Below are 25,560 nucleotides of genomic sequence, written 5' to 3' on the forward strand. Positions count from 1 at the left end.
TCAGCCCAGCGAACTGCGCAGGAACTCGCGGTTCATCGCCGCGATGCTCGGCAGCGGGATGCCCTTGGGGCAGGCCGTCGCGCACTCGCCGGTGTTGGTGCAGCCGCCGAAGCCCTCGGCGTCCATCGTGGCCACCATGTCCCGCACCCGGGACCTCCGCTCCGGCGCGCCCTGCGGCAGCACGTTCAGGTGCACCACCTTGGCGGACGTGAAGAGCATCGCCGACCCGTTGGGGCAGGCCGCCACGCAGGCCCCGCAGCCGATGCACTCGGCGTGCTCGAAGGCGGTGTCGGCGGTCTCCTTGGGGACGGGCGTGGCGTGCGCCTCGGGCGCGCTGCCGGTCGGGGCGGTGATGTAGCCGCCGGCGCCGATGATCCGGTCGAAGGCCGAGCGGTCCACCACCAGGTCCTTGACCACCGGGAAGGCCGCCGCCCGCCACGGCTCGACGTCGATGGTGTCGCCGTCCTGGAAGTGCCGCATGTGCAGCTGGCAGGTGGTGGTCCGCTCGGGGCCGTGCGCCTGGCCGTTGATGACCATGCCGCAGGCGCCGCAGATGCCCTCGCGGCAGTCGTGGTCGAAGGCGACGGGGGTGTCGCCCCGGGTGATCAGCTCCTCGTTGAGGGTGTCCAGCATCTCCAGGAAGGACATGTCCGGACTGATCCCGCTGACCTGGTAGGTGGTCATCGAGCCGGGCGTGTCGGGGCCCGCCTGGCGCCAGATCCGAAGGGTGAGGTTCACGCGTAGCTCCGCTGGGTGGGGTGGACGTACTCGAAGTCGAGGTGCTCGCGGTGCAGGACGGGCGCCCGCCCGGTGCCGGTGAACTCCCAGGCGGCGGCGTAGGAGTACTCCTCGTCGCGCCGGGCGGCCTCGCCGTCGGCCGTCTGGCTCTCGGTGCGGAAGTGGCCGCCGCAGGACTCGGCGCGGTGCAGCGCGTCCAGGCACATCAGCTCGGCCAGTTCGAAGTAGTCGACCAGCCGGTTGGCCTTCTCCAGCGACTGGTTGAGCTCCTGGCCGGTGCCGGGCACCTTGATCCGGCGCCAGAACTCGTCGCGCAGCTTCGGGATCCGCTCCAGCGCGCGGCGCAGCCCGGCCTCGTCGCGGGCCATCCCGCACTCGTCCCAGAGCAGCTCGCCGAGCTCGCGGTGGAAGGAGTCGGGCGTGCGGTCGCCGTTCACCGCGAGGATCAGGTTGAGCCGGTCGGTGACCTCGGCCTCCACCGAGGCGATCTCCTCGTGGCCGGGCGGGACGGCGGGCAGCCGCTCACCGGCCAGGTAGTCGTTGAGCACCGGCGGCAGCACGAAGTAGCCGTCCGCCAGGCCCTGCATCAGCGCGCTCGCGCCGAGCCGGTTGGCGCCGTGGTCGGAGAAGTTGGCCTCGCCGATCGCGAACAGGCCGGGGACCGTCGTCCGCAGGTCGTAGTCGACCCAGAGCCCGCCCATCGTGTAGTGGATCGCCGGGAAGATCCGCATCGGCACCCGGTAGGGGTCCTCGGCGGTGATCCGCTCGTACATCTCGAACAGGTTGCCGTACTTGGCCTCCACCGCGTCCCGCCCCATCCGGCGGACGGCGTCGGCGAAGTCCAGGTAGACGCCCTGCCCGCCGGGGCCGACGCCGCGGCCCTCGTCGCAGACGTTCTTGGCGGCCCGGGAGGCGATGTCGCGCGGCACCAGGTTGCCGAACGCCGGGTAGATCCGCTCCAGGTAGTAGTCCCGCTCCTCCTCGGGGATCTCGGCCGGCGGGCGGGTGTCGCCCTTGGCCTTGGGCACCCAGATCCGGCCGTCGTTGCGCAGCGACTCGCTCATCAGGGTGAGCTTGGACTGGTGGTCGCCGGAGCGCGGGATGCAGGTCGGGTGGATCTGGGTGAAGCACGGGTTGGCGAAGTACGCGCCGCGCCGGTGCGCCCGCCAGATCGCGGTGGCGTTGGAGTTCTTGGCGTTGGTGGAGAGGTAGAAGACGTTGCCGTAGCCGCCGGAGGCCAGCACCACGGCGTCGGCGGTGTGGGTGGTGATCTCGCCGGTGACCAGGTCGCGGGCGACGATGCCGCGCGCCCGGCCGTCGATCACCAGCAGGTCCAGCATCTCGGTGCGGGCGTGCATCTCCACGTTCCCGGCGGCGATCTGCCGCGACAGCGCCTGGTAGGCGCCGAGCAGCAGCTGCTGGCCGGTCTGGCCGCGGGCGTAGAACGTCCGGGAGACCTGCACGCCGCCGAACGAGCGGGTGTCCAGCAGGCCGCCGTACTCGCGGGCGAACGGCACGCCTTGGGCCACGCACTGGTCGATGATCTCCACCGAGACCTGCGCCAGGCGGTGGACATTGGACTCGCGGGCGCGGAAGTCGCCGCCCTTGACCGTGTCGTAGAACAGCCGGCGGATCGAGTCGCCGTCGTTGCGGTAGTTCTTGGCGGCGTTGATGCCGCCCTGGGCGGCGATCGAGTGGGCCCGCCGGGGGGAGTCCTGGAAGCAGAACTGGACGACGTGGTAGCCCTGTTCGGCGAGCGTGGCGCCGGCCGCGCCGCCGGCCAGGCCGGTGCCGACCACGATCACCGTGTGCTTGCGCCGGTTCGCCGGGTTGACCAGCCTGGCCTCGAAGCGCCGCTGGTCCCAGCGCTGCTCGATCGGCCCCGCGGGGGCCCGGGTATCGGCGATCGGCTCGCCGACGGTGTAGTCCGGGTACTCGCTCACTTCACCACTCCGGTCATCACGGCCACGGGGACGGACAGGAAGCCCGCGGTCAGCACCAGCGCCAGGCCGTTGGCGGTGAGCTTCAGCGCGCGGTGGCGGCGGGCGTTGTTGGCGCCGAGGGTCTGCGCCGCGCTCCAGAAGCCGTGCCGGATGTGCAGGCCGACGGCGAGCATCGCGACGACGTAGATCACGCAGGAGTACCAGGTGCCGAAGGACGCCACGATGTTCTGGTACGGCCGGCCGTGCTCGGCGGCGGGGTTCACGGTCAGCGTGGTCAGGTCCAGGATGTGCCAGACGATGAACAGCGCCAGGATCACCCCGCCCCAGCGCATCGTCCGGGTCGCGTAGCTCGCCCGCCGCCGCTGGTGGGCGTACTTGTTCGGGCGGGCGGCGAGGTCGCGCCGGCTCAGCTGGTACGCGGCCACGCCGTGCAGCAGGACGGCGGCCAGCAGGCCCGCCCGGGCGATCCACAGGAACCACTCGTGCCCGAGGAACGGCTGTCCGAGGGTGCGCAGCCAGGCCGCGTAGCCGTTGATGTCGTCCGGGCCGAAGAAGACCTTGAGGTTGCCGAGCATGTGGGCGACCAGGTACAGCAGCATGACCAGTCCGCTGACGGCCATGACCGCCTTCTTGCCGACGGTCGACCGCCACAGGGTCGCCAGGGTGGACGGGTGCCGGGCCGTCCGAGTCGCGGTTGTCATGGCGACAACGGTAAGGAGGCGGGCGAGGGTGCGTCCAAGACATGATGCGGCTGGCCACCATAGGCATCGGCTATCGAAGCGGCCTATCCTGGCCGTGTGCAGCTCCAGCAACTCCGCTACTTCGTGGCCGTCGCCGAGACCCGCCACTTCACCCGCGCGGCCGAGGCCGCGCATGTCGCCCAGCCGTCCCTCTCGCAACAGATCCGTTCGCTGGAAAGGGAGTTGGGCGCTGAGCTGTTCCACCGCACGCGCGGCAACATCGCGCTGACCGACGCCGGGGACGCCCTGCTGCCGCTCGCCCGGCGCATCCTCGCGGACACCGAGAGCGCCCGCCTGGCCGTCCAGGAGACGGTGCAGCTGCGCCGCGGCCGGGTGCGGCTCGGCGCGCCGCCGAGCCTGTGCACCAGCCTGGTGCCGGACGTCCTGCGGGTGTTCCGGGACCGCTACCCGGGCGTGGCGCTGGTGGTGCGCGAGGGCGGCTCGCGGGACCTGGTGCGCCTGCTCGCGGCGGGCGAGCTGGACCTCGCGCTGGTCATCACCCCGCCGCGCGGGGAGGCGGCGCCGGCGCTGGCCGTCACCGGGCTGCTGCACGAGGACCTGGTGCTGGTCTCGGCGCAGCCGCGGGCCCGGCGCACGGTGCGGGTGGCGGAGCTGCGCGGGCGGCCGCTGGTGATGTTCCGGGAGGGCTACGACGTGCGGGAGGCCACCTTGGCGGCCTGCCGGGCGGCCGGCTTCGAGCCGGAGTTCGCCGTCGAGGGCGGCGAGATGGACGCGGTGCTCGGCTTCGTGCGGGCCGGGCTCGGGCCGGCCGTGGTGCCCGGCATGGTCGCCCACCGCTCGGGCCTCGCGGTGACCCCGTTCGCCGGCCCGGGCCTCGGCCGCACCATCGCCGTCGCGCACGGCCACGAGGTGCCGCCGACCCGGGCGGCCGAGGCACTGCGGGCGACCCTGCTGGCGCACCTGCACGACGCGGCCCGGGACGGCGAACTCCCGCCGGGGACCAGGCTGCTGCTGTAGAGCGGACGGCCCGGCCCCCGGTCACGGTGTGCTCAGCCGGGCAGCACGGCCTCGATGGCGGCGGTCACCTCGTCCGCCTCCGGCTCGGTGCGCGGCCGGATCCGGGCCGCCACGGCGCCGTCCGGACCGATGACGAACTTCTCGAAGTTCCAGGCCACGTCCCCGGCCTTGCCCTCGGCGTCGGCCGTCTCGGTCAGCCGCGCGTACAGCGGGTGCCGGTCGTCGCCGTTCACGTCGGTCTTCTCGAACAGCGGGAAGGTCACGCCGTAGGTGGTGGAGCAGAAGGTCCGGATCTCCTCGGCGCTGCCCGGCTCCTGCCCGGCGAACTGGTTGGAGGGGAAGCCCAGCACGGTGAAGCCGCGCTCGGCGTACCGCTCCTGGAGCCGCTCCAGGCCGGCGTACTGGGGGGTCAGGCCGCACTTGGAGGCGACGTTGACGATCAGCAGCGCCTTGCCCTTGTAGTCGGCCAGCGAGGCGGCCTCGCCGGACAGGGTGCGCAGCGGGATGTCGTACAGGCTCACGGTGGGGTCCCCTTCGGAGCGGATCGCAGGTCGTCGTCGGTTGTCGGTGGTGCGCGGGCGGGCGGGCCCGCGCGGGTACGGTATCCCGCCCGGCGCGCCCACCCGCTCAACCGCGCCCGGCCGGCGGGTGTTCCGGCGAGGGCTGTCCGGCCGTGCGCTCCAGGACGGCTATCTGCTCGGTGACGGTGGTGAAGTCCGCGCTGAGCCACCGCTCGGGCCGCATCCGGACGGTGACGTCCGCCGTCAACTGCTCGGCGGTGGCCAGCAGATAGGCGGCGGCGGTGGCGGGCGGCAGATAGCGGTGGGCCAGCGCGGCGCGCTCGTCCGGGTCGACGGCGTCCTCGATCGCCACCACCGGCCCGGTCACGCTCACGTAGCGGCAGGGCGGTTCCTCCTGCTGGGCGCAGAGCGTGAAGCGGCCGGCCGTCCGGATCCGGCGCGCCTTGACGGACGACCGGCCGGTCAGCACGGTGACCAGTCCGCCGGGGTGGTAGGCGTACCAGATCGGCACGGTGAGCGGGGCTTGGCCGGGCTCGGCGCCGGCGACGGACAGGACGCCGACGTGCACGCCGGCCAGGAAGCGCTCGCACGCGGTACGGGTCATCGCGAAGGACACGGTGGGGCCTCCCGGGCAGGAAGGCCCGCGCGCGGGCGTCGCGCGCGGGCGGTCCCTGGTACGTACCCGCACCGCCTGCGGACGGAACGCCCGGCGGTGCCGGGGCGGGGGCGCGACGGCGGGCGGGCGCGGGTTCGTCCGCCTGCTCGACGGGCGAACGTGCGTACCCGTCCGACGGCGGGATTCCGGCCCGGAAGCGCCCCCGGTGTGCCGCTCGGGTGAAGGGATGGTGTGCGAGGTTGGCCGGCTCCGGGGTGCTGGGTACCGTCGGTGGCACGCCGGACCCGTCATGGTTGCCATGTTCAACAGGGGGTCACGGCAAGGGGGTTGGGGGCCGTCCAGGGAGCGGGGGTGCTCCGGCCGTCGGGTCTCCGCAGCACGCCCGCCGCGCCGGCCGGCCCGTCCCGCGCGTCCCAGCCGCCATCGCAGCACCGCAGCCATCAGCAGCACCTCGCAGCACCGCACCCGCAGCACCGCACCCGCAGCAACGCACCCGCAGCAACGCACCCGCAGCGATGCGCCGCCCGCGGCGCGCCGCCGTGCCGGGTGCGCGGAAGGAAGCTCCTCATGCCTTGTCGCTGTGCCCTGCCCGCCTGCCCCGCCGCTCCAGCCACCGCCGCCCTCGCCGCCGTTCACGCCACGCCCGCCGTTCACGCCGCTCCCGCCGCTCCCACCGTCTCGACGGGGGTGCGCCGGTGAACGACCCGACCCCCCGCCCCCGCCGGGTGCCGCCGCACCGCCGCCCGGCCGCCGTCCTGCGCGCCGTGCCCTGGCGCCACGACCTGCCCGCCTCCCTGGTGGTCTTCCTGGTCGCCCTCCCGCTCTGCGTCGGCGTCGCCGTCGCCTCCGGCGTACCCGCCGAACTCGGCCTGGTCACCGGCATCGTCGGCGGACTGGTGGTGGGCGCCCTGCCCGGCAGCAGTCTCCAGGTCAGCGGCCCGGCCGCCGGCCTGACCGTCCTCGTCCACGAGGCCGTCCAGGAGTACGGCCTGGGCGCCCTCGGCGTCCTGGTCCTGCTCACCGGCCTGCTCCAACTCGCCATGGGCGCCCTGCGGCTGGGCCGCTGGTTCCGCGCCATGTCGGCCTCGGTGGTGCACGGCATGCTGGCCGGCATCGGACTGACCCTGGTGCTCGGCCAGTTGTACGCGCTCGCCGACCGCCGCGGGCCCGCCTCGGGGCCGGAGAAGATCGCCGGCCTGCCCGCGCTGCTGCGCGACGCCGTCACCGGGGCCGCCAACCCCAGCGCGGTGGCGCTCGGCACGGCCACCCTGCTGGTGCTGGTCGCCTGGAAGTACCTGCCGCCGCGCCTCGCCCGCGCGTTGCCCGGCCCGCTCGGCGCCGTCGGCCTGGCCGCCGCCGTCACCGCCGTCGCCGACCTGCCGGTGGCCCGGGTCGAGGTGGCCGGCCTGCTCGACGTCGTCCGGCTGCCCGACCACGCCGCGCTCGGCGCCCTGGCCACCACGGCCGGCGTCGGCACCATCCTCGCCTTCACCCTGATCGCCTCCGCCGAGACCCTGTTCAGCGCCGCCGCCGTCGACCGGATGCACCACGGCCCGCGCACCCACTACGACCGCGAGCTCACCGCCCAGGGCGTCGGCAACACCCTCTGCGGCCTGCTCGGCGCGCTCCCGATGACGGCCGTGATCGTCCGCAGCGCGACCAACGTCCAGGCCGGCGCCCGTACCAAGGCCTCCCGGGTGATGCACGGCGGCTGGCTGCTGCTGTTCACCGCCCTGCTGCCCGGGGTGCTCGACCTGGTCCCGCTCACCGCGCTGGCCGCCGTCCTGGTCCACGCCGGCGCCAAGCTCATCCCGCTGCGGCGGATCGCCGCGCTCTGCCGCGACCACCGGGGCGAGGCGGCGGTGCTCGTCGTCACCACCGTCTCGGTGATCACCACCGACCTGTTCGAGGGGGTGCTGATCGGCGTCGGCCTCGCCGTGGCCAAGTCCGCCTGGCAGACCTCCCACCTGCAGATCGGTGTGGAGGAACCGCCGTCCGCCCCCGGCGCGTGCGAGCGCCCCCTGCGCGTGCGGCTGAGCGGCAACGCCACCTTCCTGCGGCTGCCCCGGCTGCTGGACACCCTGGAACGCCTCCCGGCGGACCGGCCGGTCGAGCTCGACTGGTCCGGGCTGCGCCACCTCGACCACGCCTGCACGGTCGCCCTCACCACCTGGGCGGCCCAGCACCGCGCCCGCAGTTCCGCCCCGCTGGCCGTCGACCCGCCGCTGCCGACCGTCGTCTGACTCCGCTCCCTAGCCTGGTGGCCCACGGCCCGGCGGCCGACCCGGGCCGCCCGGCCATCGGGTCGCACTGGGAGGAGACGCAGCCGTGATCGCAGCCTTTTCGGTCACCCCGCTCGGGGTCGGCGAGGACGTGGGGGAGGCGGTCGCCGCCGCCGTGAAGGTGGTCCGCGCGAGCGGGCTGCCCAACCGCACCGACGCCATGTTCACCAGCGTCGAGGGGGAGTGGGACGAGGTGATGCCGGTCATCCGGGAGGCGATCGAGGCGGTCAAGGCCTACAGCAGCCGGGTCAGCACCGTCATCAAGATCGACGACCGCGCCGGGGTCACCGACGGCCTGACCAGCAAGGTCGCCACCGTGGAACGCCACCTCGCCGGGGGATGAACCGCCCGCGCCGGCCCGCCCCCCGCCGGGGCGGGCCGGCCCCTCGGCTTCTTTCTTGACCGATCGATCTGGAATCGACTACCTTTCAGACATGGCGCGAACCAAGGAATTCGACCCCGACGCGGCACTCCAGTCGGCACTGGAGCTGTTCTGGCGGCGCGGCTACGAGGCCACCTCGATGGCCGACCTGGTCGAGCACCTCGGGATCGCCCGCGCCAGCGTCTACGCCACCTTCGGCAGCAAGCGCGAGCTCTACCTGCGCGCGCTTGAGCGGTACGGGCAGCAGCAGCAACCCGTGCTGCTGGCCGAGCTGTCGCAGCCCGGACCGGTCCTCCCGGCCGTCCGCGCCCTGGTCCGCCGCTTCGCCGGCGAATCCGCCGCGGACGGCGAGTGCGGCGTGCGGCGGGGCTGTTTCGTCACCAACACCGCGGTGGAGCTGGCCCCGCACGACCCGGGCGCCGCCCGCCGGGTGGAGACCAGCCTGCAACAGCTGGAGACCGTGCTGGCGTCGGCGCTGGTCCGGGCGCAGGCCCAGGGCGAACTGCCCGAGGGCCGTGACCCGCAGGCGCTCGCCCGGATGCTGCTGGTGCTGTTCCAGGGCATGCGGGTGATCGGCAAGGCCGGCGACGGCTCCGCCCGGCTGCGCGACGCCGCCGAGCAGGCGCTGGCCCTGCTGGACTGACCGGCCGCCCTGCCTCGCTCCCGCTCGTGCTCTTTCTGCTGTCTCTATTCTGAACCGAACGGTCAATTTAGACTCTCGATCGAGGAGTACTCGCATGACCCGCAGCACCACCCGCTTCACCGGCAAGTCCGTCCTGGTCACCGGTGGCGGCAGTGGCATCGGCCGAGCCGTCGCCCTCGCCTTCGCCCGCGAGGGCGCCCGCGTCGCCGTCGCCGGCCGCACCGCGAGCGCCCTCGCCGAGACCGTCACCCTGATCGAGCGGGAGGGCGGCACCGCCGTCGCGCTGACCGGTTCGGTGGCCGACCCCGCCGACGCCGCCCGCCTGGTCCGCGAGACCGTCGAGCACCTCGGCGCCCTGGACGTCGCGGTCAACAACGCGGGCGTCCTCGGCGGCCTCGGCCCGATCGCCGACGTCGCCGACGAGGAGTGGCGGCGGCTGATCGACATCAACCTCAACGGCACCTGGTACGCGATGAAGCACCAGATCGCCCACCTGCGCGCCAACGGCGGCGGGGCGATCGTCAACATCTCCTCGAACCTCGGCACCCACCTGCGGGTGGCGGACCTCGGCGCCTACGCCGTCTCCAAGGCCGCCGTCGCCACCCTGACCCGCAGCGCCGCCCGCGACCACATCGCCGACGGCGTGCGGATCAACCTGGTCAGCCCGGGCCCGATCGACACCACGATGTCCTCCCGGCCCGGCGAGAGCGCCTCCGACAAGGCGGACCGGATGAAGGACAGCGTCCCGGCCGGCCGTGCCGGCGCCGTCGAGGAGGTCGCGGCCGCCGTCCTCCACCTCGCCTCCGAGGAGTCCGCCTTCACCGTCGGCGCCGACCTCGTCCTGGACGGCGGCATCACCGCCTGAGCCGCCCGACCCGCCTGGCGCGCCGGACCACCGGCCGCCGCCGCGTCAGGCCGACAGGGCCTGGTCCTCGTCCTCGACGGGGGCCGCGCAGGCGGCGGCCAGTTCGTCCAGCGAGAGCCCCAGCGCGTACGCCAGTGCCGCGACGGTGAAGAACGACGGCGTCGGCGCCCGGCCGGTCTCGATCTTGCGCAGCGTCTCGGCCGACACCCCGGCCGCCGCCGCCACCTCGACCATGCTGCGCCCGCCCCGCGCCTCGCGCAGCAGCACACCGAAACGCTCCCCGCGCTCGCGTTCCCCGGGGGTCAGCGGAGTCCTCACCATGCCCCCGATGGTAGGCCACGGCGGTCAGGACGCTCCGCCGGACGGGTGATCCGGGCACGCGAGGGCCCGTTCGACCAGCGCGCGCAGCTCCTGGTCGCGCAGCACCATCGGGTACCCGCCCTCGTCGGCCAGCCGGCGGTCCGACCGCCGGACCGTCAGCAGCGCGGCCCGGATCGCCGGGCCGATCGCGCCGATCCGGAGCAGACCCCGGAGGGCGGCGCGGAAGTGCAGGAAGCCGCGACCGCCCTCCGCGACCGGCAGGACGAACTCCGCCAGGACCGACAGGCTGGGTCCGGCCTCCCCGGTGATCGAGCAGAGGGCGACCGCCGCGTCGATGCGCGGCAGGTGCACGGCGTTCTCCAGGACGGACCGGACCTGCTCCGCGGTCGGGCCGGAGCCGGGCGGTACGTCGGTCGGCGCGGCGGGCGGACCCATCGCCCGCAGCACCCCGGCGGCCCGCGGCGCGGACCAGTCGTCGGCGAGCAGCGACAGCACCTCGGGCAGGGCCGGCAGGGCGGCCTCGCCCCAGGCCTCCAGCACCTCCAGGAACACCCGGGTCGCCCCGCTCCGCGGCCCGCCCTCGCCGATCGCCTCCCGGATCGCGGGCAGCAGCACGTCCGCGTGCGCCCGCAGCGGGACCAGCACGTCCACGACCTCGGGACGCCTCGGCTCGCCGACGACGTAGCCGCGGCCCTGCTCCTCCGCCTGGGCGCGGAGCCGCGCGATCAGGCCGGGCAGGGCGCGCGGGTCACCGACCCGGGTCAGCGCCCACCGGGCGATCGCGCCGACCGTGCCGTCGAGGAACTCGTCCTCCCCGTCGTCGTCGAGCAGCGCGGCGAGCCCGTCGGCGTACGGGGCCGACACCGGGCCGAGCGCCGCCAGCAGATTGGCCGCACGCAGCCGTACGCCCGCGTCGGGGTGGGCCAGCAGTCCGCCCGCGAGCGGCAGCAGCGCGGCCTCCGCGGAACGCCGCCGGGTGAGCATCAGCCAGGCCGCGTCCAGGGCCTCCCGGCACAGCGCGTGGTCCCCGGTACGATCCGCCGCCTCCACCAGCCTCACCGCGAAGGCGAGTTCGGCCTCGGGCCGGTGTGCGAGCAGCCAGGTCGTCGACCGGACCACGTCCTCGCGGCTCCACGGGCCCTCGGCGCCCGGGGTGTGCCAGACCTCGGCGAACCGCGGGCGCAGCGCGGGATCGCGGAACACCTCGACCAGCCGGTCCAGTTGCCGCACCGGCAGGTCCCGGTCGGACTCCGCCGCGGCGTGCACGGCCGCGACCCGCAGCACCGGATCGTCCCCGCCCAGCACGTCCGCAAGCACCGCCCTCGCGTCGTCGGCCGCCGGGCCCGTCCCGTCGGAGGCCACGGCCACGGCCTTGCCGAGGGCGAGCAGCACCGGGAGCCGCACCGCCGGGTCCTCCTCCACCCGCCACCGCTCCAGCAGTCGCGCGATCCCGCGCTCCAGCGGCAGCGCCGCGCGCCGCACCGCCGGGTCCGGATCGTCGAGCAGGGCGAGCGCGCCCGACCAGTCCCGGTCCGCCAGCTCGGGCGTCCGCAGGGCGACCAGCAGCTCGACGACGGCGACCCGCGCGCCCAGCGCCGGGTCGGCGGCGAGCGCGATGACGAACGGCAGGGCGACCGGGGCCGCGGACGGCGCCCCTTCCCGGGTGAGGAGCCGGTGGAGCGGGTAGCAGTCCTCCTCCGCCGCCCGCCCACCCGTGTGGGCGATCCGCCGCAGCGCCTGCGGCACCTCCGGCCCGTCCCAGGTCGCGCCGTCCAGCGCCTCCAGGAACCCCGCCGCTGCGGCCACACCGTCGTTCGCGCTCATCGGGCGCCATCCTCCCCGAACCCGGCCCTCCTGTCGCCCGAATTCCCCACCGCTCGACCGTGATACAAACACCGGTATAAGAATTGGATCGAAGCCGGTCGGAGGACCTCATGGTGGAGCTCAAGTCGGAGGCGGCCCTGGCCGCGATGCGCGAGGCCGGGCGGGTCGTCGCCACGGCGCTGGGCGCGGTGGAACGGGCGGCCGCCGTCGGCGTGAGCCTGCTGGAACTCGACGAGGTGGCCCGCGGGGTGCTGCGCGGGGCCGGCGCGACCTCGCCGTTCCTCGGCTACCGGCCGTCCTTCGCCCCGGTGCCGTTCCCGGCCGTCATCTGCGCCTCCGTCAACGACGCCGTGGTCCACGGCATCCCCGACGGCTACCGGCTGCGCGACGGCGACCTGGTGAGCGTCGACTGCGGCGCCGTCCTGGACGGCTGGGCGGGCGACGCCGCCGTCAGCTTCACCGTCGGCACGCCCCGCCCGGAGGACCTCCGCCTGATCGACACCACCCGCCGCGCCCTGGAGGCGGGCATCGCCGCCGCCCTGGTCGGCAACCGCACCGGCGACATCGCCCACGCCGTCGGCACCGTCGCCCGCACCGCCCGCTACGGCCTCCTCGAAGGCTTCGGCGGCCACGGCATCGGCCGCCGCATGCACGAGGACCCCCACCTCCCCAACGAGGGCCGCCCCGGCCGCGGCTTCCCCCTGAAGCCCGGTCTGGTCCTGGCCATCGAGCCCATGCTCATCGCCGGCGGCACCGACACCCACACCACCGACCCCGACGGCTGGACCCTCCGCACCACCGACACCACCCGCGCCGCCCACATCGAACACACCGTCGCCATCACCGAGACCGGCCCCCGCATCCTCACCCTCCCCTGAGGGGGCGGGCTCGTTCCCGGTCGTGCACGTTCGATCGTCTTTGCCGTGTGATCTCGATCGCGCAATACGGGTGGAACCGCCAATGGCGGTTGCCCCAATATGTGATAAGGGTGGATTGAAGCATGCCTGAATATGTGGAATTGCTGGTCAGGGTCCTCGGCGCGCCAGGATCCGGGAGGCCGGCGGCGTGTGAGTGGCTCGAGGTGGAAGCCGGGTTGGGCGTAGATTTTCCGGATGACTATAAGGAGGTCGCGGCGTCCTATGCGCCGGTTCAGCTCAACGGCCACCTGATCCTCTGGCACCCGGCCACCAGGTTCTTCAATCTGGCTGAAAACGTGGCACAGGAAATCCAGGTTTTTGAAGGGATTGACTGGCGGGCAGTCGGGGTCGGATTCCGTGGTGAGGTTCCCCGTTTCGGAGGTCCTGGCGGATTGATTCCGGTGGCGCGGACGGACCGCGGCGAGGTCGTCTTCCTCTTCCGGGACACACCTGACCTCCCGTGGCACGTGGTCGGCTTCTCGAGTGACGGCGAGGGTTTCCACGAGTATGACTTCGGATTCGCCGAGTGGCTCTACCGCTATCTGGCCGGTGAAGAGGTGCTGGGGCCTGGCAGTGCGACTTTCCATCCGGGGCCTCTGCTCATCGAGGACCTCCCGCGCTCACCCGGTGATCGCGTGGTGGATCGCCGTGGTCCGGATCGCGGGGTGTGACGTCGGAGCGATCCGTCGGGACGGGCTCCGGAACTGGCGGGAAGGCTGACGACCTCCGGCCGGAGGGCGGGACCGTCGGCCGGGTTGCGGGGACCTTGGACCCTGGGTGTGCTGGTCGGGAGCGGGAAGGGTGGTGGTTGCGGCCGGGCCTCCACCCGGCCCGGCCGCAACCCGTTCGCAACTGCCGGAGGTCGTCATGCCAAGGTTCGTCGTCGTCGGTGTCGATGGTTCGCCCGAGAGCCTTGCCGCGCTGGACTGGGCGGCGGAGGAGGCGGCGCGGCGGGAATCACGGCTGAAGGTGGTGCTCGCCTGGCCGACGGTGGTGACGCCGCTGTCGGTGCTGGGCACGGTGGACCTGGCGCGGCGGCAGGCGGACGTCACGCTGCGCGACGCCGAACTGCGGGTGCGGGAGCGGTGGCCCGAGCTGACCGTGCAGGCCGTCCAGGTGCCCACCGATCCGGTGCGGGCGCTGGTCGACGAGGTGAGCGGGGCCCAGGAGCCGGACGGTGCGCCGGCCGAACTGCTGGTACTGGGCTCGCGCGGGTTCGGCGCGGTGGCCGGGTTCCTGGTCGGCTCGGTGAGCCAGCGGGTGCTCACCCGGACGGACTGCCCGGTGGTGCTGGTGCGCAGGGGAGAGGACGGCGAGGAGCAGGCCGGGCCGCGCGAGGTGGTGGTCGGCGTCGACCCGTTCGAGGGCGCGGACGCGGTGCTCGCCCACGCCTTCGAGGTCGCGGAGCGCCGCGGACTGCCGCTGCGGGCCGTGTACTCCTGGACGCTGCCCGCGACGTACCAGTACGCGGGGATCGCGGCCAGCGTCGACGTCACCGGCGAGATGCTCGTCTACGCCAAGGGCGAGCTGACCCGGGTGGTCAAGCCCTGGCGGCACAAGTACCCGCAGGTGGAGGTCGTCGAGGAGGCCGTGAACGCCCGCCCGGCCAAGGTGCTCGCCGACCGCGCGGCCGGCGCCGAACTGGTGGTGATCGGGCGGCGGGTCCGCCGCACGCCGATCGGCGCGCACGTCGGCGCGGTCGCGCACGCCGTGCTGCACCACGTGCCGTGCCCGGTCGCCGTCGTCCCCTACGAGCGGGACGAGAAGCAGCAGCAGGAGGCCGGCGATGAGTGACCCGGTTCTGGTGGGTGTCGACGGCTCGGAGGCGAGCCTGGCCGCCGTGGACGTCGCGGTCCGCGAGGCGCGGCTGCGCGGCACCGGGCTGCGGATCGTGCACGCGTTCATCTGGCCGCTGATGCGGGTACCGCTCGGCCCGGCCCAGGACGGGCCGCCCGAGGGCGGGCTGCGGCACCAGGCGGAGGGCGTCCTGGCGGACGCCCGGGCCCGCGCCGAGGCGCTGGACCCGCACCTGGCGGTCGAGACCGAACTGGTCACCGGCGAGCCGCTGACCGTGCTGGCCCGCTGGTCGCGGCAGGCCGCGCTGGTGGTCGTCGGCAGCCGCGGGCTCGGCCGGTTCGGCGCGCTGCTGATCGGCTCGGTGGCGGTGCACCTGGCCGCGCACGCCGACTGCCCGGTGCTGATCGTCCGTGGCCGGCCGGACCCGGAGGGCCCCGTGCTGGCCGCGGTGGACGGCACCGGCGTGGGCGCCGAGGCGCTCGGCTTCGCCTTCGCCGAGGCCTCCGCCCGCCGCGCCCCGCTGACCGCCCTGCACATCGCGCACCCGAGCACGAGCTGGCCCGACCAGGAGGAACGGGTGCTCGCCGAGGCGCTGGCCGGCTGGCGGGAGAAGTACCCGGACGTCGAGCTGCACTCCGAGGTCGTGGAGGCGCACCCCCGGCCGGCGCTGATCGAGGCGAGCCGCGAGGCGCAGCTGCTGGTCGTCGGCGCCCGCGGCCGGGGCGGCTTCGCGGGCCTGCTGCTGGGCTCCACCAGCCAGGCGGTGATCCAGCACGCGCACTGCCCGGTGGTCGTCGTCCGCCAACCGGCGGAGCGCACGGCCGAGGGCGCGGCGGAGCACACCGCGCAGGACTGACCCCGCGCAGGACTGACCCCGCGCAGGACCGGCCCGGGCTCACCCCAGCAGCCGCAGCCGGGTGGCGGCCACGCCCACCCGCACGCTCTGGCCCCGGGCCAGGTCCAGCGCGTCGCTCTCGACGCCGTCGCCGAAGGCCACCAGGCGGTCCGACTCGACCGTCAGGACCAGCCGGCGGCCGGCGTCGAGCAGCCCGTGCACCCGCCCGGTGCCGGTGGCGGGGGAGGGCCAGGCCTCGCGGACGAACCAGGCGAGCGCCGGGGCGCCCGGCTCCGGCAGCGCGAGCGGGCCGCCGCGCTCCAGCCAGACCGAGCGGCACCACCCGGTGCCGCCCGTCCCGGTCCCCACCAGGACGCCGGACGAGGCCTGCGGCTCGCCCTCGTCCGCGGCGCCGGAGGACGGCTCCTCGACGGCCAGCCGGTAGCGGGCCGTCTGATGCCCGGGCTGGCCGACGTACACCTCGTTGAGCGCCAGCAGCCGCTGGGTGTCGTCGGCCACCGCCTCCACCATGGTCCGCTCCTCGGTGCGCCGCTCGCGGCCCGGGCCGACGGCGGCCGGCAGCAGCCGCGCCAGGTCGGCCACCCGGTGACGGACCAGCACGCCGGGATTGCGGCCGGGGTCCGCGTCCACGCCGACCACCGGCTGGCCGTCCAGGTACTTGGCGACATTGGCGACCAGGCCGTCCTGGCCGACCACGACCACCACGTCCTCCGGCTCGAAGAGGAACCGCGGCAGGTCGGCCCGCTCGATCCGGGTGCGCCGCCAGTCGAGCGGCACCGCGCCGGCCGCCTCGGCCAGTGCCAGGCCCTGCCGCCGGTGGCGCAGCTCGATCTCCTCGACCGACCGGCCCCGGCTGCTCAGGAAGTACGCGGCCTGGCCGGGCGTGCCGTGGTGGTCGAGCAGCTCCTGGTACTCGGTGCGGCGGTGGACCAGGACCACCCTGGGCGCGAGCGTCATCGCGCCGCCCCCTCGCCGCCGGTCGCGCCGAGCTTGGCGAGCAGGCCGGTGAGCACGTCCGGCGTCAGCGTGAGGCTGTCGATCCGCGGCAGGTGCTCGGCCAGGCGCATCAGCGCCAGCGCCCGCAGCACGGCCGGGTCGGCCTGCTGGTGGGCCGCCAGCCAGGCCGCCTCGGCGGCGGCCCTGGCCTCGCCGAGGGCGCGGGCGGCGTCGGCCTCGGCGCCGGCCAGGCGGGTGCGGCGCTGCGCCTCGGCGTCGGTGCGGATCCGGTCGGCGACCGCCTCGTCCTCGGCCTGGAGCCGGCCGTTGGCGCCCTGCTGGGTGATCAGCTGCTCCTGGCGCCGGGCGAGTTCGATCCGGTTGGCGAGCTCGTTCTCGGCGATGCCGCGCTCGTGCTCGACGGCGACGGCGCGCCGCTCGAAGGTGGCCCGGTCGGCCTCCTGCTGGACCAGCTCGCGGGCGGGGGTGCGCAGCGCGCGCTCCACCTCCGGTTCGGGGCGCAGCGCGACCACCCGGACGGAGATGACCGCGAGCCCGGTCTCGGCCAGCCGGGGTTCGGCGGCGAGCCCGGCGGCCATCCGTTCGCGGACGGCGGTGACGCCGTCGGCCAGCGCGGCGGCGAGCGGGGTGCGGGCGAGCAGGCCGAGCGCGTGCTGCTGGGCGGTCTCGGTGAGCAGCGTGGCGAGCTGGTCGAGCGGGGCGGAGCGCCAGGCGCCGGTGTCGGGGTCGATGCCGAAGTCCACGCGGGCGGCGGCGGTGGCCGGGTCGGTGATCCGGTAGGTGAGGGTGCCCTGGACGGTGACGTCCTGGAAGTCGGCGGTGCGGGCGTGGAAGAGCATGGCCAGCTCGCGGTCGTCGACCGGGACCTCGGAGAGCGCCGCGGTGAGCGGGCGGAACCAGAAGGCGAGGCCGGTGCCGTCGTGGGTGAGGCGGCCGCGCCGGACGTGGCGGATGTGGGCGGTGGGCAGGGCGCGCAGGTGGCGCAGCCCGAAGCGCTTGGTGATGTCGGCCATGGAAGGCTCCTTATCGTCGTGATGACGATATTGGCCGGAACTCATTCTCGTCAAGATGACGAAAAAGGTCCGGCCGGTTCCCCGGCCGGGGCGCGTGGGAGGATCGACCGGTGCTGAGGATGCGAACGACGAGGCTCCCCGCCGCGCTGCTGGCCGCCGCCTGCGCGACCGCCGCGGCCTGCGGCACCGCCGTGCTCGGCGCCCCGCCGGCCCGCGCGGCGGACGGCGCCGGGGAGGCGTTCACCATCAACGACCCCCGGATCACCGAGTCCAGCGGCCTCGCGGCCAGCCGGCGGCACCCCGGCGTCCACTGGACGCACAACGACAGCGACGACGGCCCCTACGTCTACGCCGTCGACTCCCGGGGCCGCACCGTCGCCACCGTCACCCTGCGCGGCGTCGAGCCGCGCGACGTCGAGGCGGTCTCGCTCGGCCCGGACGGCCGGCTCTACGTCGGCGACATCGGCGACAACCTCGGCGGAAAGTGGCCCGAGGTCTGGATCTACGCCTTCGCCGAGCCCGCCGAGCTCCACGACCAGACCGTGCAGGTGACCCGCTACAAGGTTCGCTACGAGGACGGCCCGCGCGACGCCGAGGCGCTGATGGTCCACCCGGTGACCGGCCGCGCCTACATCGCCAGCAAGAAGCAGGGCGGCGGCGGCCTCTACCAGGGCCCCGAGCAGCTCTCCGCGACCGGCGTCAACACCTTCCGCCGGATCGCGGACGCCCCGTGGACCACCGACGGCGCCTTCTCGCCGGACGGCACCCGGCTGGTGCTGCGCGGTTACTTCTCGGCCACCCTCTACCGCTGGAAGGACGGCGCGCCGAGCGGGGGCGAGTCGCTCTCCACCCCGTTCCAGCGCCAGGGCGAGTCGGTCACCTTCAGCGCCGACGGCCGGGCGCTGCTCTACGGCACCGAGGGCAAGGACAGCCCGGTCTGGCGGTCGCCGCTGGACGACGACCAGTTGCCCGACACGGTCGAACCGCAGCCGAGCGCCACGCCCGCCCCGTCCGCCCCGGCGTCCGCCTCGCCGTCCGGGGGCGGCGAGGCCGGCCCGCCGTCCTCCTCGGCCGGCACCGGCGACCAGGTGCTCGGGGTGGCGTTCCTGCTCGCGGTGGCCGGCGCGGTGTTCGGGCTGCGGCGCAGGAAGCGCGAGGGCTGACGGCGCGGCGCCGCCCGGACGCTCCGGCCGGCACCCCGTGCGGTCGGACGTCGGCGAACGACCCTTCCCCGGCCGGATGCGGCCCCGACCCGCCCGTCCCGCCACGCCCAACAGTGCCGATCTGTCGCCGATTTGTGACAAAGGTTGGCCAACACCGGCCCCACAGGCGGTTTTCGTGGACGTAGTGTTCCGACTATGTCACGGAGAAGCCGCCGCACGCCCTCCCCGGAGCCCCTCGACACCTGGGTGCCGCGCCCCCGGCGCCGCGAGACCCCGCTCGGCCTGCTCGGCCACGGCGTGAAGTTCCTCGGCTACAGCACCCTCGCGGGCGTCCTGCTGGCGGGCATCGCGCTGCCCGCGGCCGGTGCGCTCGGGCTCGGGATGAAGGGCACCGTGGAGGAGTTCGACACCATCCCCGACGACCTCAAGACCCCGCCGCTGACCCAGGCCAGCTGGATATACGACGCCAAGGGCCAGCAGATAGCCAAGGTCTACGAGCGCGACCGCCGGGTGATCACCGCCGAGGAGATGGGCCCGCTGATACGCCAGGCCCAGGTGGACATCGAGGACGCGCGCTTCTACGAGCACGGCGCGGTCGACCTCAAGGGCGTCCTGCGGGCGATCACCAAGAACGCGGAGAGCGGCACCGCCGTGCAGGGCGCGTCGACCCTCACCCAGCAGTACGTGAAGAACGTCAACGTCGAGAAGGCCGGCGACGACAAGGTGGCGGTCCGGGAGGCCCAGCGCAAGACCCTGGGCCGCAAGATCCAGGAGCTGAAGTACGCCATCAAGCTGGAGGAGGAGCTGACCAAGGACCAGATCCTCACCAACTACCTGAACATCACCTACTACGGCCAGCAGGCGTACGGGATCCAGGCGGCCTCCCAGCGCTACTTCAGCAAGAACGCCAAGGACCTCACCGTCGCCGAGGCGGCCACCCTGGCCGGACTGGTGCAGAACCCCTCCCAGTTCGACCCCAAGGCCCACCCCGAGGCCTCGCGCAAGCGCCGCGACACCGTGGTCGACAAGATGCTGGAGAACCGGCACATCACCGCGGAGCAGGCCAAGGAGGCCAAGACCGGGCCGGTCGTGCTGCACTACCAGGCCCCGCAGAACGGCTGCATCACCGCCGACGCGGGCATGGGCTTCTTCTGCGACTACGTCAAGCACGTGATCAAGCAGGACCCGGTCTTCGGCAAGAGCGCCGCCGAGCGCAAGAAGCTGTGGGACATGGGCGGCCTGTCCATCCACACCACCCTCGACCCGGTCAAGCAGGCGGCCGCGCTCAAGGCGGTGACCAGCAGGGTGAAGGTCACCGACGAGGTGTCGGCGGCGATCACCATGGTGGAACCGGGCACCGGGAAGATCCTGGCGATGGCCCAGACCCGCCCGTACGGGATCGACCCGGGCAAGAACCAGACGGTCGTCAACTACAACGTGGACGCGGCGATGGGCGGCGGCAACGGCTTCCAGCCGGGCTCCAACTTCAAGCCGATCGTGGCCGCCGCCGGCCTGGAGGCGGGGCTCACCTCCACCCAGTCCTACCCGTCGCCGAACAAGATGGACTGGCCGACGATGAGCACCTGCGACGGCACCTGGAAGAACCTGGAGAAGGGTAAGAAGGGCGGCGCCATCCCCAACGAGTCGGCGGGCGAGGTCGGCCCGTACGAGCTCAAGGAGGCGATGGCGCTCTCGGTCAACACCTACTTCGTGCAGATGGAGCAGGAGATCGGCCTCTGCGCGGTCAAGCAGATGGCCAACAAGCTGGGCGTGCTGACCAAGGCGAGCGGCAAGCCGCTGGAGGAGCTGCCCGCGCTGGGCCTGGGCACCCAGGAGGTGAGCCCGCTGGTGATGGCCAACGTCTACGCGACCTTCGCCAACCGCGGCACCTACTGCACACCGGTCGCGATCAGCGGCATCACCACGATGGACGGCAAGGAGGTCCCGGTCAGTCCCGCCACGTGCGAGCGGGTGTTCTCCGAGAGCACCGCCGACGTCATCAACACCGTGCTGCTGGGCGTGACCGAGAAGGGCGGCACCGGGCGCGACCTCGGCCTGGCCGACGACCGCCAGATCGCCGGCAAGACCGGCACCTCCGACGAGAAGAAGTCCGCCTGGTTCAGCGGCTACACCGGCAACCTCGCCGCCTCGGTCTGGCTGGGCGGCCCGGCCGGCGGCGTGAAGATGCGCAACATCCGGATCGGCGGCAAGTGGTTCGACGAGGTCTTCGGCGCCACCGGGCCCGGCCCGATCTGGCAGATGGCGATGAACGACGCCGTCCGGGGCATGCCGGAGAAGGAGTTCGAGACCGTCTACATCCCCAACCCGGCGCCGAAGCAGGACCCCTCGGCGAGCGCCGGCTCGGGCAGCGGCTCGCCCACCGACGTCGCCCCGACCTGGCCCGGACGCCCCCAGACGCCCGGCCGGCCGTCGCGCAACCCCAACCCGCGGCCCACCCAGCCCACCCAGCCGGCCCAGCCGCAGCCCCAGACCCGGCAGGAGGAGGCGCAGCCGCCGCAGGAACAGCAGCAGGAGCAGCCGCAGGGCGAGCAGGCGCCGCCCGAAGAGCAGCACCAGGACGGCTGAGTTCCGCACAGCACCGCGCCCCGGGACGTCGACGGACGTCCCGGGGCGCGGTCGCGGTCGGACCGGGGTGCGTCAGTGCACGCCCTTGGCCGCCCAGAAGTCCTGGCGGGCCAGCACGCTGCTGTCCGCCTGGTCGGTGAAGAAGCCGTCCACGCCGAGGTCGTACAGGTACCGCGCCCAGCCGATCGCGTCGCCGTACGCGTTGGGATCGGTGCCCCGGCGGTAGTCCAGCGGCAGGAAGCCGTTCTCGTTGCGCACCGTGTACGGGTGCAGCAGCAGGCCCGCCGCGTGCGCGTCCTTGACCAGGGTGGTCGGCGCCAGCAGCTTGCCGGTCGCGTCGACGGGCGCGATCAGCGTGGTGGTCGGGCCGATGCCGTGCGCGAAGGAGGAGATCCAGCGCAGGCCCTCGGGCTTCACCAGATCGGCCACCGTGCGCTGGTCGCCGGAGAGCACGAAGTCGTACGGTCGGCTGGTCGGGCCGCTGAGCAGGAAGACCTTCGGGTTGTCGACCAGCTTGGCGAGCCGCTGGAGGCTGCTCGGCTCGAAGGACTGCAGGATCGCCCGGCCGTTCCGCCCCGCGAGGCCGGTGCGGCGCAGGTCGTCGGCGAGGCGCTCCTCCAGCGGCAGGCCGATCGAGCGGAAGTAGCTCGGGTGCTTGGTCTCGGGGTAGACCCAGACGTCCCGGCCCAGCTCGCGGCCGCGCTTGCGGGCGAAGTCGGCCACCTCGCGGAAGGTCGGCACGGCCCAGCGGCCGTCGTAGAGCGTGTTGCGCTGGCGCTGCTGCGGCAGGCGCTCCTTGGCGCGCAGGGTGCGCAGCTCGGCGAGCGTGAAGTCCTCGGTGAACCAGCCGGTCTGGGCCGCGCCGTCGATGGTCCTCGTGGTGCGGCGGTCCGCGAACTCCTTGTGGTCGGCGACGTCCGTGGTGTCCGTGATGTTGTTCTCGTGGCGGACCACCAGGTGGCCGTCCTTGGTGGGGACGAGGTCCGGCTCGATGACGTCCGCGCCCAGCTGCAGCGCCAGGTCGTAGGAGCCCAGGGTGTGCTCGGGGCGGTAACCGGGGGCGCCGCGGTGGCCGACGATCAGCGGGTACGGCAGGCGGTCCAGGCCGGTACCGGTGCGCACCGGCGGGCGCAGGCCGCCCGGGCGGCCTGCGGCGGCGCCGCGCTCGTCGGCGGCACCGTACTGCTCGTCGCCCGGCTGGTCCCCGGAGGCGGCGAAGGCCTCGCCGGCGCCGGCCGCGAAGGCCGCCGCGCCGATCCCGGCCGCACCGGTGACCCGCAGGAAGGACCGGCGGGAGGAGGCGGTGGCGCCGGCGGGCTCCGCCGGGGTGCTGCCGTCGGACGGACGGTACGTCATGGATGCTCCTAGGTCGCGCTCGGCGCGCTGTCGGCGTCGCGGTGTGGGTGCCGCCCGCAGACTAGGAGCCGCGGGGCCCGGACGGGTGGCCGTCGGGCGAACTGCGGGAGAAGTTCCCGCACCCACCACCCGGACTGCCCGGCCTGCCCGTGCGCTCAGAGCCCGGCGAGCAGCTCCCGCCCCAGCGGCCAGTCGCCCAGCCCGGAGTCGGCGTTGAGGTGCCCGAGGGCGCCGGGCTCGACGTGGCGCGCGCCCCAGGCCTCGGCGAACCGCCGGGCGCGCTCCGGGGCGACCCACGGGTCGTCGGTGCTGGAGACCACGGTGGCCGGGAACGGCAGCCGGTGCAGCGCCACCGGGCGGAAGCCCAGCAGTTCGGGGACGTCCGCGTGGTCGACGTCGGCGGGCGCCACCAGCAGCGCCCCGCGCACGGCCGCCGTCCGCCCGGCCGGTGCCCCGGCCGCCCAGCGGGCCACCGTCACACAGCCCAGGCTGTGCGCCACCAGCACCACCGGGCCGTCGGCCGCCGCCGTGGCGACCGCCGCGTCCACCCGGGCCACCCAGGAGTCCGCCTCCGGGCGGTCCCAGTCCTCCTGCTGCACCCGGACGAACGACGCCGGGTCGGCGGCCTCCCAGCGGCTCTGCCAGTGGGCCGGTCCGGAGCCCTGGTAGCCGGGCAGGACGAGGTAGGTGGTGCGGTCCGACATCGGGGCGCGATCCCTCCGGGGCTGTCACGGGGACGGACACGACGACGCCGGGGCGCGGAAGCCGCACCCCGGCGATGAGGTCGAGGGCGAGGAGAGCGAAGGGACTGGATTCAATTGGAGTGAGAAGGAAGCCCCTTCATGGCCTCGCCGCGGCTCACGCTACCAGTCAGGCGGGGATCAGGTCGCGCATATTTTCGGGGGTGACGACCCGGGAGTCCGGGTGCAGCCCCTCCGGTCGCTCCAGCCCGATCCAGGTCACGGGCCCGGCGGGGACCACCGCGCCGTCCCACACGGTGACGGCCGCGCCCCGCTGCCGCATCAGGTCGGTGAGGTGGCGGACCGTGAGGTGGTCGCGCTCGACGACGCCGCGCAGCAGCGTCGCGATGGACATCTGGTTCTCCTCGACCCGGTTGGCGCTCGGCATCCCGGCGAGGTGCAGGTGCAGCCACTTGGCGCGCCAGCGGCCGTCGCCCCCGCGCAGGAACGCCAGCGGCAGGGCGATCCGCCCCCGGCCGCGCAGGTCCGACTTCATCCGCACGGTGCGCGGCTCGAAGGGCTGCCCCGCCTGCTCGCCGTCCCGCAGCATGAAACCGAAGAACGACTCCTCGACCTCGTCGAAGCCCTCGCCCGCGTAGACGTGGACCTGCGGGACGACGAACGCGCCGAGCACCGCGTCGAGCCGCAGGTTGATGAACTCCGACGCTCCCTCGGGCGCGCTGGTGATGTCCCCGGAGTGCTCGCCGCCGATCTCGGTGAGCGAGGTGTACGAGAGCCAGGAGACGGTCTCGTACGACTCGTCCAGCATCAGCGCCGACAGGTCGAGGTCGGTGCGCCGCTCGCGCTGCTTCCAGTACATGAAGAAGCGCAGCAGTTCGCCGTCGACCGGGCAGAGCGAGCCGCGGGGCAGCACGCCCAGGCCCGCGGACGTGGCGTTCCCGCTGAGCGGCAGGGCGACGTCCAGGACGGCCGGGTCGATCAGCAGGTGCCCCGGGTCCGGGAGACGGCGGCCCACCTCGGCGTCCAGGGCGGCGATCAGCCGCCCGCGCTCGGCGGGCGGCAGCGGCGGCCGGGTGTCGGCGACGACCCGGCCGCGGCCGGCCCGGTTGACGAAGACCCGGTGCCCCCCGTCCCCTTCGGCGCGGTCGCCGCGGTTCTGGAGGTGCTCGCGGACCGACAGCAGCAGGCGGCCGGACACCCGCCCGGCCGCGGACTCGGCGGCGGCCACCACGGCCTCGCGCTGCTCCTCGCCGGCGCAGGCGCGCAGCAGGTGGTCGAGCGCGCGGAACAGCTTGCCCGGGGCGGCGGACAGCAGCCGCACCGCCGCGGTGACGTCGCCCGCGCCGAGCGCCCGCTCGACGCGGCTGTCGAAGGACGGGGCCTCCCGCTCGCCCCGGGCGACCGCGAACACCTCGGCGGCGTGCGGCCACCGCGGGTACTCGTGCGGGTGGAGCCGCTCGCCGAGGCGCTTGAACATCTCCCGGTGCGCGGCGACATCGCCGAGCTTGGCGGGGGCCGCGGCGACCACCGCGTCCAGGCCCGCGAGCAGCGCGCGGCGCACCGGCCGGGGGAACGGGCGGAACCGGGTCGGCTGCGCGAGCGTGACGTCCCCGTCCGACAGCGCGCAGGCCAGGCGGAGCACGTCGGTGACGGTGTCCAGCAGGAGGTCCGCCCCGGCGTCGAGGCGGGCCCGGTTGACGACGGCGCGGTTCTCCCGGACCGGGATCGCCCCGGGCTGCGGCCCGTGCACGCGGTGCCCGGCGAGCTCGCCGAGGTCGAGCAGGGCCTGCTCGCCCAGCGGGGTGGCGCTGCCGGCGAGCGCCAGGTACAGGGCGGTGACCTCGTCCTCCAGCGCGCCGCCCGGGTGCAGGACGGTCATCCGGTCGCCGGCGGCGGCGATCAGCGCGTCGTGGGCGGCGAGCAGTTCGGCGTAGGTGTGCTGGTAGCGGCCGTAGCGGGGGAGCGTCAGCAGGTCGACCACACCGGCGTCGAGCCGGGCGAGGGTGCTCTCGCGGGTGTCGTCGTCGGCGAGCGCCTCGCGGATGCACCGCATCCAGAAGTGGACGGTGTCCGGCACGTTGGCGGGGAAGTCGATGAAGTAGGCGTTGTGCCGGACGTGGTCGCCGGCCAGCTCGCGCACGGTGGCCAGGGTGCGGACGGCCGTCTCGCGGACGGTCCGCGCGCTCAGCCCCGACAGCCGGGCCAGCGACTCGGCCGAGAGCTTGAAGCCCGCGGACATCAGCGCGGCGTCGAACTGGCGCGCCGCGGCCTCCCCGTTCCCGGCCGGGCCGTCGGGCGTGGGCAGGCGGAGGGTGTGTCGGACGACCAGGGATTCGAGACGCTGGGACATTCCGGCATGTT

23 protein-coding genes are annotated in these 25,560 nt (G+C 74.3%); 11 read left to right on the plus strand and 12 right to left on the minus strand.

All coding sequences use genetic code 11. The annotated features are described in order from the left end of the window. From ACFZBX_RS03055 to ACFZBX_RS03065, 3 genes are read right to left on the minus strand one after another with little or no spacing between them, the layout of a single operon-like run. The gene (locus ACFZBX_RS03055) at window positions 1-738 is read right to left on the minus strand and encodes a succinate dehydrogenase/fumarate reductase iron-sulfur subunit (protein ID WP_391531198.1); all 738 of its coding nucleotides are present in this window, start codon (window positions 736-738) and stop codon (window positions 1-3) included. Beyond that, window positions 735-2,681 carry a fumarate reductase/succinate dehydrogenase flavoprotein subunit gene (locus ACFZBX_RS03060; RefSeq protein ID WP_391531199.1) on the minus strand — a complete coding sequence of 649 codons (1,947 nt, stop codon included), beginning with the start codon at window positions 2,679-2,681 and terminating at the stop codon, window positions 735-737. Before ACFZBX_RS03060 ends, ACFZBX_RS03055 begins: the two co-directional genes overlap by 4 nt. Then, the gene (locus tag ACFZBX_RS03065; RefSeq protein ID WP_391531200.1) at window positions 2,678-3,382 is read right to left on the minus strand and encodes a succinate dehydrogenase cytochrome b subunit; all 705 of its coding nucleotides are present in this window, start codon (window positions 3,380-3,382) and stop codon (window positions 2,678-2,680) included. The genes ACFZBX_RS03060 and ACFZBX_RS03065 overlap by 4 nt, the downstream gene beginning before the upstream one ends. A gap of 96 nt (window positions 3,383-3,478) precedes the next feature. On the opposite strand from ACFZBX_RS03065, the gene ACFZBX_RS03070 reads away from it, so the two are divergent. Next, entirely contained in the window at window positions 3,479-4,399 is a 921-nt protein-coding gene (locus ACFZBX_RS03070) for a LysR family transcriptional regulator (protein WP_391531201.1), read from the plus strand. Between the two features lie 32 nt (window positions 4,400-4,431). On the opposite strand, the gene ACFZBX_RS03075 is transcribed toward ACFZBX_RS03070, so the two are convergent. Continuing rightward, a complete protein-coding gene (locus ACFZBX_RS03075; protein WP_391531202.1) occupies window positions 4,432-4,920 on the minus strand; it encodes a glutathione peroxidase in 489 nt (162 codons plus the stop codon). 106 nt (window positions 4,921-5,026) lie between these two features. Continuing rightward, on the minus strand, window positions 5,027-5,524 hold the full coding sequence (locus ACFZBX_RS03080) for a pyridoxamine 5'-phosphate oxidase family protein (RefSeq protein WP_391531203.1): 498 nt from the start codon (window positions 5,522-5,524) through the stop codon (window positions 5,027-5,029). 737 nt (window positions 5,525-6,261) lie between these two features. On the opposite strand from ACFZBX_RS03080, the gene ACFZBX_RS03085 reads away from it, so the two are divergent. The 4 genes from ACFZBX_RS03085 to ACFZBX_RS03100 all read left to right on the plus strand — a co-directional run bounded on the left by ACFZBX_RS03085 (window position 6,262) and on the right by ACFZBX_RS03100 (window position 9,708). After that, complete coding sequence (locus ACFZBX_RS03085) at window positions 6,262-7,779, plus strand: SulP family inorganic anion transporter (protein WP_391531443.1); 1,518 nt, start codon at window positions 6,262-6,264, stop codon at window positions 7,777-7,779. 85 nt (window positions 7,780-7,864) lie between these two features. Next, complete coding sequence (locus ACFZBX_RS03090; protein WP_391531204.1) at window positions 7,865-8,161, plus strand: MTH1187 family thiamine-binding protein; 297 nt, start codon at window positions 7,865-7,867, stop codon at window positions 8,159-8,161. Between the two features lie 91 nt (window positions 8,162-8,252). Next, on the plus strand, window positions 8,253-8,843 hold the full coding sequence (locus ACFZBX_RS03095; RefSeq protein WP_391531205.1) for a TetR/AcrR family transcriptional regulator: 591 nt from the start codon (window positions 8,253-8,255) through the stop codon (window positions 8,841-8,843). A 94-nt stretch (window positions 8,844-8,937) separates the two neighbouring features. Beyond that, window positions 8,938-9,708 (plus strand): SDR family NAD(P)-dependent oxidoreductase, encoded by a 771-nt coding sequence (locus ACFZBX_RS03100; RefSeq protein WP_391531206.1) that lies wholly within the window; start codon window positions 8,938-8,940, stop codon window positions 9,706-9,708. A 45-nt stretch (window positions 9,709-9,753) separates the two neighbouring features. Here the strand turns inward: ACFZBX_RS03100 and ACFZBX_RS03105 are convergent, their stop codons facing one another. Together ACFZBX_RS03105 and ACFZBX_RS03110 are read right to left on the minus strand one after the other, a co-directional pair. Next, window positions 9,754-10,029 (minus strand): helix-turn-helix domain-containing protein, encoded by a 276-nt coding sequence (locus tag ACFZBX_RS03105; RefSeq protein ID WP_391531207.1) that lies wholly within the window; start codon window positions 10,027-10,029, stop codon window positions 9,754-9,756. 24 nt (window positions 10,030-10,053) lie between these two features. After that, the gene (locus tag ACFZBX_RS03110; RefSeq protein ID WP_391531208.1) at window positions 10,054-11,853 is read right to left on the minus strand and encodes a hypothetical protein; all 1,800 of its coding nucleotides are present in this window, start codon (window positions 11,851-11,853) and stop codon (window positions 10,054-10,056) included. A gap of 110 nt (window positions 11,854-11,963) precedes the next feature. Between ACFZBX_RS03110 and map the strand changes: the two genes are divergently transcribed. From map to ACFZBX_RS03130, 4 genes are all read left to right on the plus strand, one after another. Further along, a complete protein-coding gene (gene map / locus ACFZBX_RS03115) occupies window positions 11,964-12,731 on the plus strand; it encodes a type I methionyl aminopeptidase (RefSeq protein WP_391531209.1) in 768 nt (255 codons plus the stop codon). A gap of 122 nt (window positions 12,732-12,853) precedes the next feature. Beyond that, window positions 12,854-13,441 carry an SMI1/KNR4 family protein gene (locus ACFZBX_RS03120; protein ID WP_391531210.1) on the plus strand — a complete coding sequence of 196 codons (588 nt, stop codon included), beginning with the start codon at window positions 12,854-12,856 and terminating at the stop codon, window positions 13,439-13,441. A 196-nt stretch (window positions 13,442-13,637) separates the two neighbouring features. Then, window positions 13,638-14,564 carry a universal stress protein gene (locus ACFZBX_RS03125; protein WP_391531211.1) on the plus strand — a complete coding sequence of 309 codons (927 nt, stop codon included), beginning with the start codon at window positions 13,638-13,640 and terminating at the stop codon, window positions 14,562-14,564. Further along, entirely contained in the window at window positions 14,557-15,423 is an 867-nt protein-coding gene (locus tag ACFZBX_RS03130; RefSeq protein WP_391531212.1) for a universal stress protein, read from the plus strand. Before ACFZBX_RS03125 ends, ACFZBX_RS03130 begins: the two co-directional genes overlap by 8 nt. 39 nt (window positions 15,424-15,462) lie before the next feature. On the opposite strand, the gene ACFZBX_RS03135 is transcribed toward ACFZBX_RS03130, so the two are convergent. Beyond that, complete coding sequence (locus tag ACFZBX_RS03135; protein ID WP_391531213.1) at window positions 15,463-16,380, minus strand: hypothetical protein; 918 nt, start codon at window positions 16,378-16,380, stop codon at window positions 15,463-15,465. Then, window positions 16,377-17,393: an SPFH domain-containing protein gene (locus ACFZBX_RS03140; RefSeq protein WP_391531214.1), complete on the minus strand. Its 1,017-nt coding sequence runs from the start codon at window positions 17,391-17,393 to the stop codon at window positions 16,377-16,379. The genes ACFZBX_RS03135 and ACFZBX_RS03140 overlap by 4 nt, the downstream gene beginning before the upstream one ends. A gap of 119 nt (window positions 17,394-17,512) precedes the next feature. Between ACFZBX_RS03140 and ACFZBX_RS03145 the strand changes: the two genes are divergently transcribed. Continuing rightward, the gene (locus tag ACFZBX_RS03145; protein ID WP_391531444.1) at window positions 17,513-18,556 is read left to right on the plus strand and encodes a hypothetical protein; all 1,044 of its coding nucleotides are present in this window, start codon (window positions 17,513-17,515) and stop codon (window positions 18,554-18,556) included. Window positions 18,557-18,751: 195 nt separating this feature from the next. Next, the gene (locus ACFZBX_RS03150; RefSeq protein ID WP_391531215.1) at window positions 18,752-21,142 is read left to right on the plus strand and encodes a transglycosylase domain-containing protein; all 2,391 of its coding nucleotides are present in this window, start codon (window positions 18,752-18,754) and stop codon (window positions 21,140-21,142) included. Window positions 21,143-21,214: 72 nt separating this feature from the next. On the opposite strand, the gene ACFZBX_RS03155 is transcribed toward ACFZBX_RS03150, so the two are convergent. From ACFZBX_RS03155 to ACFZBX_RS03165, 3 genes are all read right to left on the minus strand, one after another. Further along, window positions 21,215-22,498, minus strand: coding sequence for a glycerophosphodiester phosphodiesterase (locus ACFZBX_RS03155; protein WP_391531216.1), 1,284 nt, complete (start codon window positions 22,496-22,498; stop codon window positions 21,215-21,217). 155 nt (window positions 22,499-22,653) lie between these two features. Next, window positions 22,654-23,202 carry an RBBP9/YdeN family alpha/beta hydrolase gene (locus ACFZBX_RS03160; protein ID WP_391531217.1) on the minus strand — a complete coding sequence of 183 codons (549 nt, stop codon included), beginning with the start codon at window positions 23,200-23,202 and terminating at the stop codon, window positions 22,654-22,656. Between the two features lie 166 nt (window positions 23,203-23,368). After that, window positions 23,369-25,549, minus strand: a complete 2,181-nt coding sequence (locus ACFZBX_RS03165; protein WP_391531218.1) for a hypothetical protein — start codon at window positions 25,547-25,549, stop codon at window positions 23,369-23,371. Window positions 25,550-25,560 lie beyond the last annotated feature (11 nt).

The organism is Kitasatospora sp. NPDC008115 (assembly GCF_042957205.1).
Classification (GTDB): Bacteria; Actinomycetota; Actinomycetes; order Streptomycetales; family Streptomycetaceae; genus Kitasatospora.

Excerpts from the sequence above, each read along its gene's own strand:
- ACFZBX_RS03065 (WP_391531200.1), bottom strand. The coding sequence starts at position 3,382 with ATGACAACCGCGACTCGGACGGCCCGGCACCCGTCCACCCTGGCGACC.
- ACFZBX_RS03080 (WP_391531203.1), bottom strand. The coding sequence starts at position 5,524 with ATGACCCGTACCGCGTGCGAGCGCTTCCTGGCCGGCGTGCACGTCGGC.
- ACFZBX_RS03095 (WP_391531205.1), top strand. The coding sequence starts at position 8,253 with ATGGCGCGAACCAAGGAATTCGACCCCGACGCGGCACTCCAGTCGGCA.
- ACFZBX_RS03100 (WP_391531206.1), top strand. The coding sequence starts at position 8,938 with ATGACCCGCAGCACCACCCGCTTCACCGGCAAGTCCGTCCTGGTCACC.
- ACFZBX_RS03105 (WP_391531207.1), bottom strand. The coding sequence starts at position 10,029 with ATGGTGAGGACTCCGCTGACCCCCGGGGAACGCGAGCGCGGGGAGCGT.
- ACFZBX_RS03110 (WP_391531208.1), bottom strand. The coding sequence starts at position 11,853 with ATGAGCGCGAACGACGGTGTGGCCGCAGCGGCGGGGTTCCTGGAGGCG.
- map (WP_391531209.1), top strand. The coding sequence starts at position 11,964 with ATGGTGGAGCTCAAGTCGGAGGCGGCCCTGGCCGCGATGCGCGAGGCC.
- ACFZBX_RS03120 (WP_391531210.1), top strand. The coding sequence starts at position 12,854 with ATGCCTGAATATGTGGAATTGCTGGTCAGGGTCCTCGGCGCGCCAGGA.
- ACFZBX_RS03125 (WP_391531211.1), top strand. The coding sequence starts at position 13,638 with ATGCCAAGGTTCGTCGTCGTCGGTGTCGATGGTTCGCCCGAGAGCCTT.
- ACFZBX_RS03130 (WP_391531212.1), top strand. The coding sequence starts at position 14,557 with ATGAGTGACCCGGTTCTGGTGGGTGTCGACGGCTCGGAGGCGAGCCTG.
- ACFZBX_RS03135 (WP_391531213.1), bottom strand. The coding sequence starts at position 16,380 with ATGACGCTCGCGCCCAGGGTGGTCCTGGTCCACCGCCGCACCGAGTAC.
- ACFZBX_RS03140 (WP_391531214.1), bottom strand. The coding sequence starts at position 17,393 with ATGGCCGACATCACCAAGCGCTTCGGGCTGCGCCACCTGCGCGCCCTG.
- ACFZBX_RS03145 (WP_391531444.1), top strand. The coding sequence starts at position 17,513 with ATGCGAACGACGAGGCTCCCCGCCGCGCTGCTGGCCGCCGCCTGCGCG.
- ACFZBX_RS03150 (WP_391531215.1), top strand. The coding sequence starts at position 18,752 with ATGTCACGGAGAAGCCGCCGCACGCCCTCCCCGGAGCCCCTCGACACC.
- ACFZBX_RS03155 (WP_391531216.1), bottom strand. The coding sequence starts at position 22,498 with ATGACGTACCGTCCGTCCGACGGCAGCACCCCGGCGGAGCCCGCCGGC.
- ACFZBX_RS03160 (WP_391531217.1), bottom strand. The coding sequence starts at position 23,202 with ATGTCGGACCGCACCACCTACCTCGTCCTGCCCGGCTACCAGGGCTCC.
- ACFZBX_RS03165 (WP_391531218.1), bottom strand. The coding sequence starts at position 25,549 with ATGTCCCAGCGTCTCGAATCCCTGGTCGTCCGACACACCCTCCGCCTG.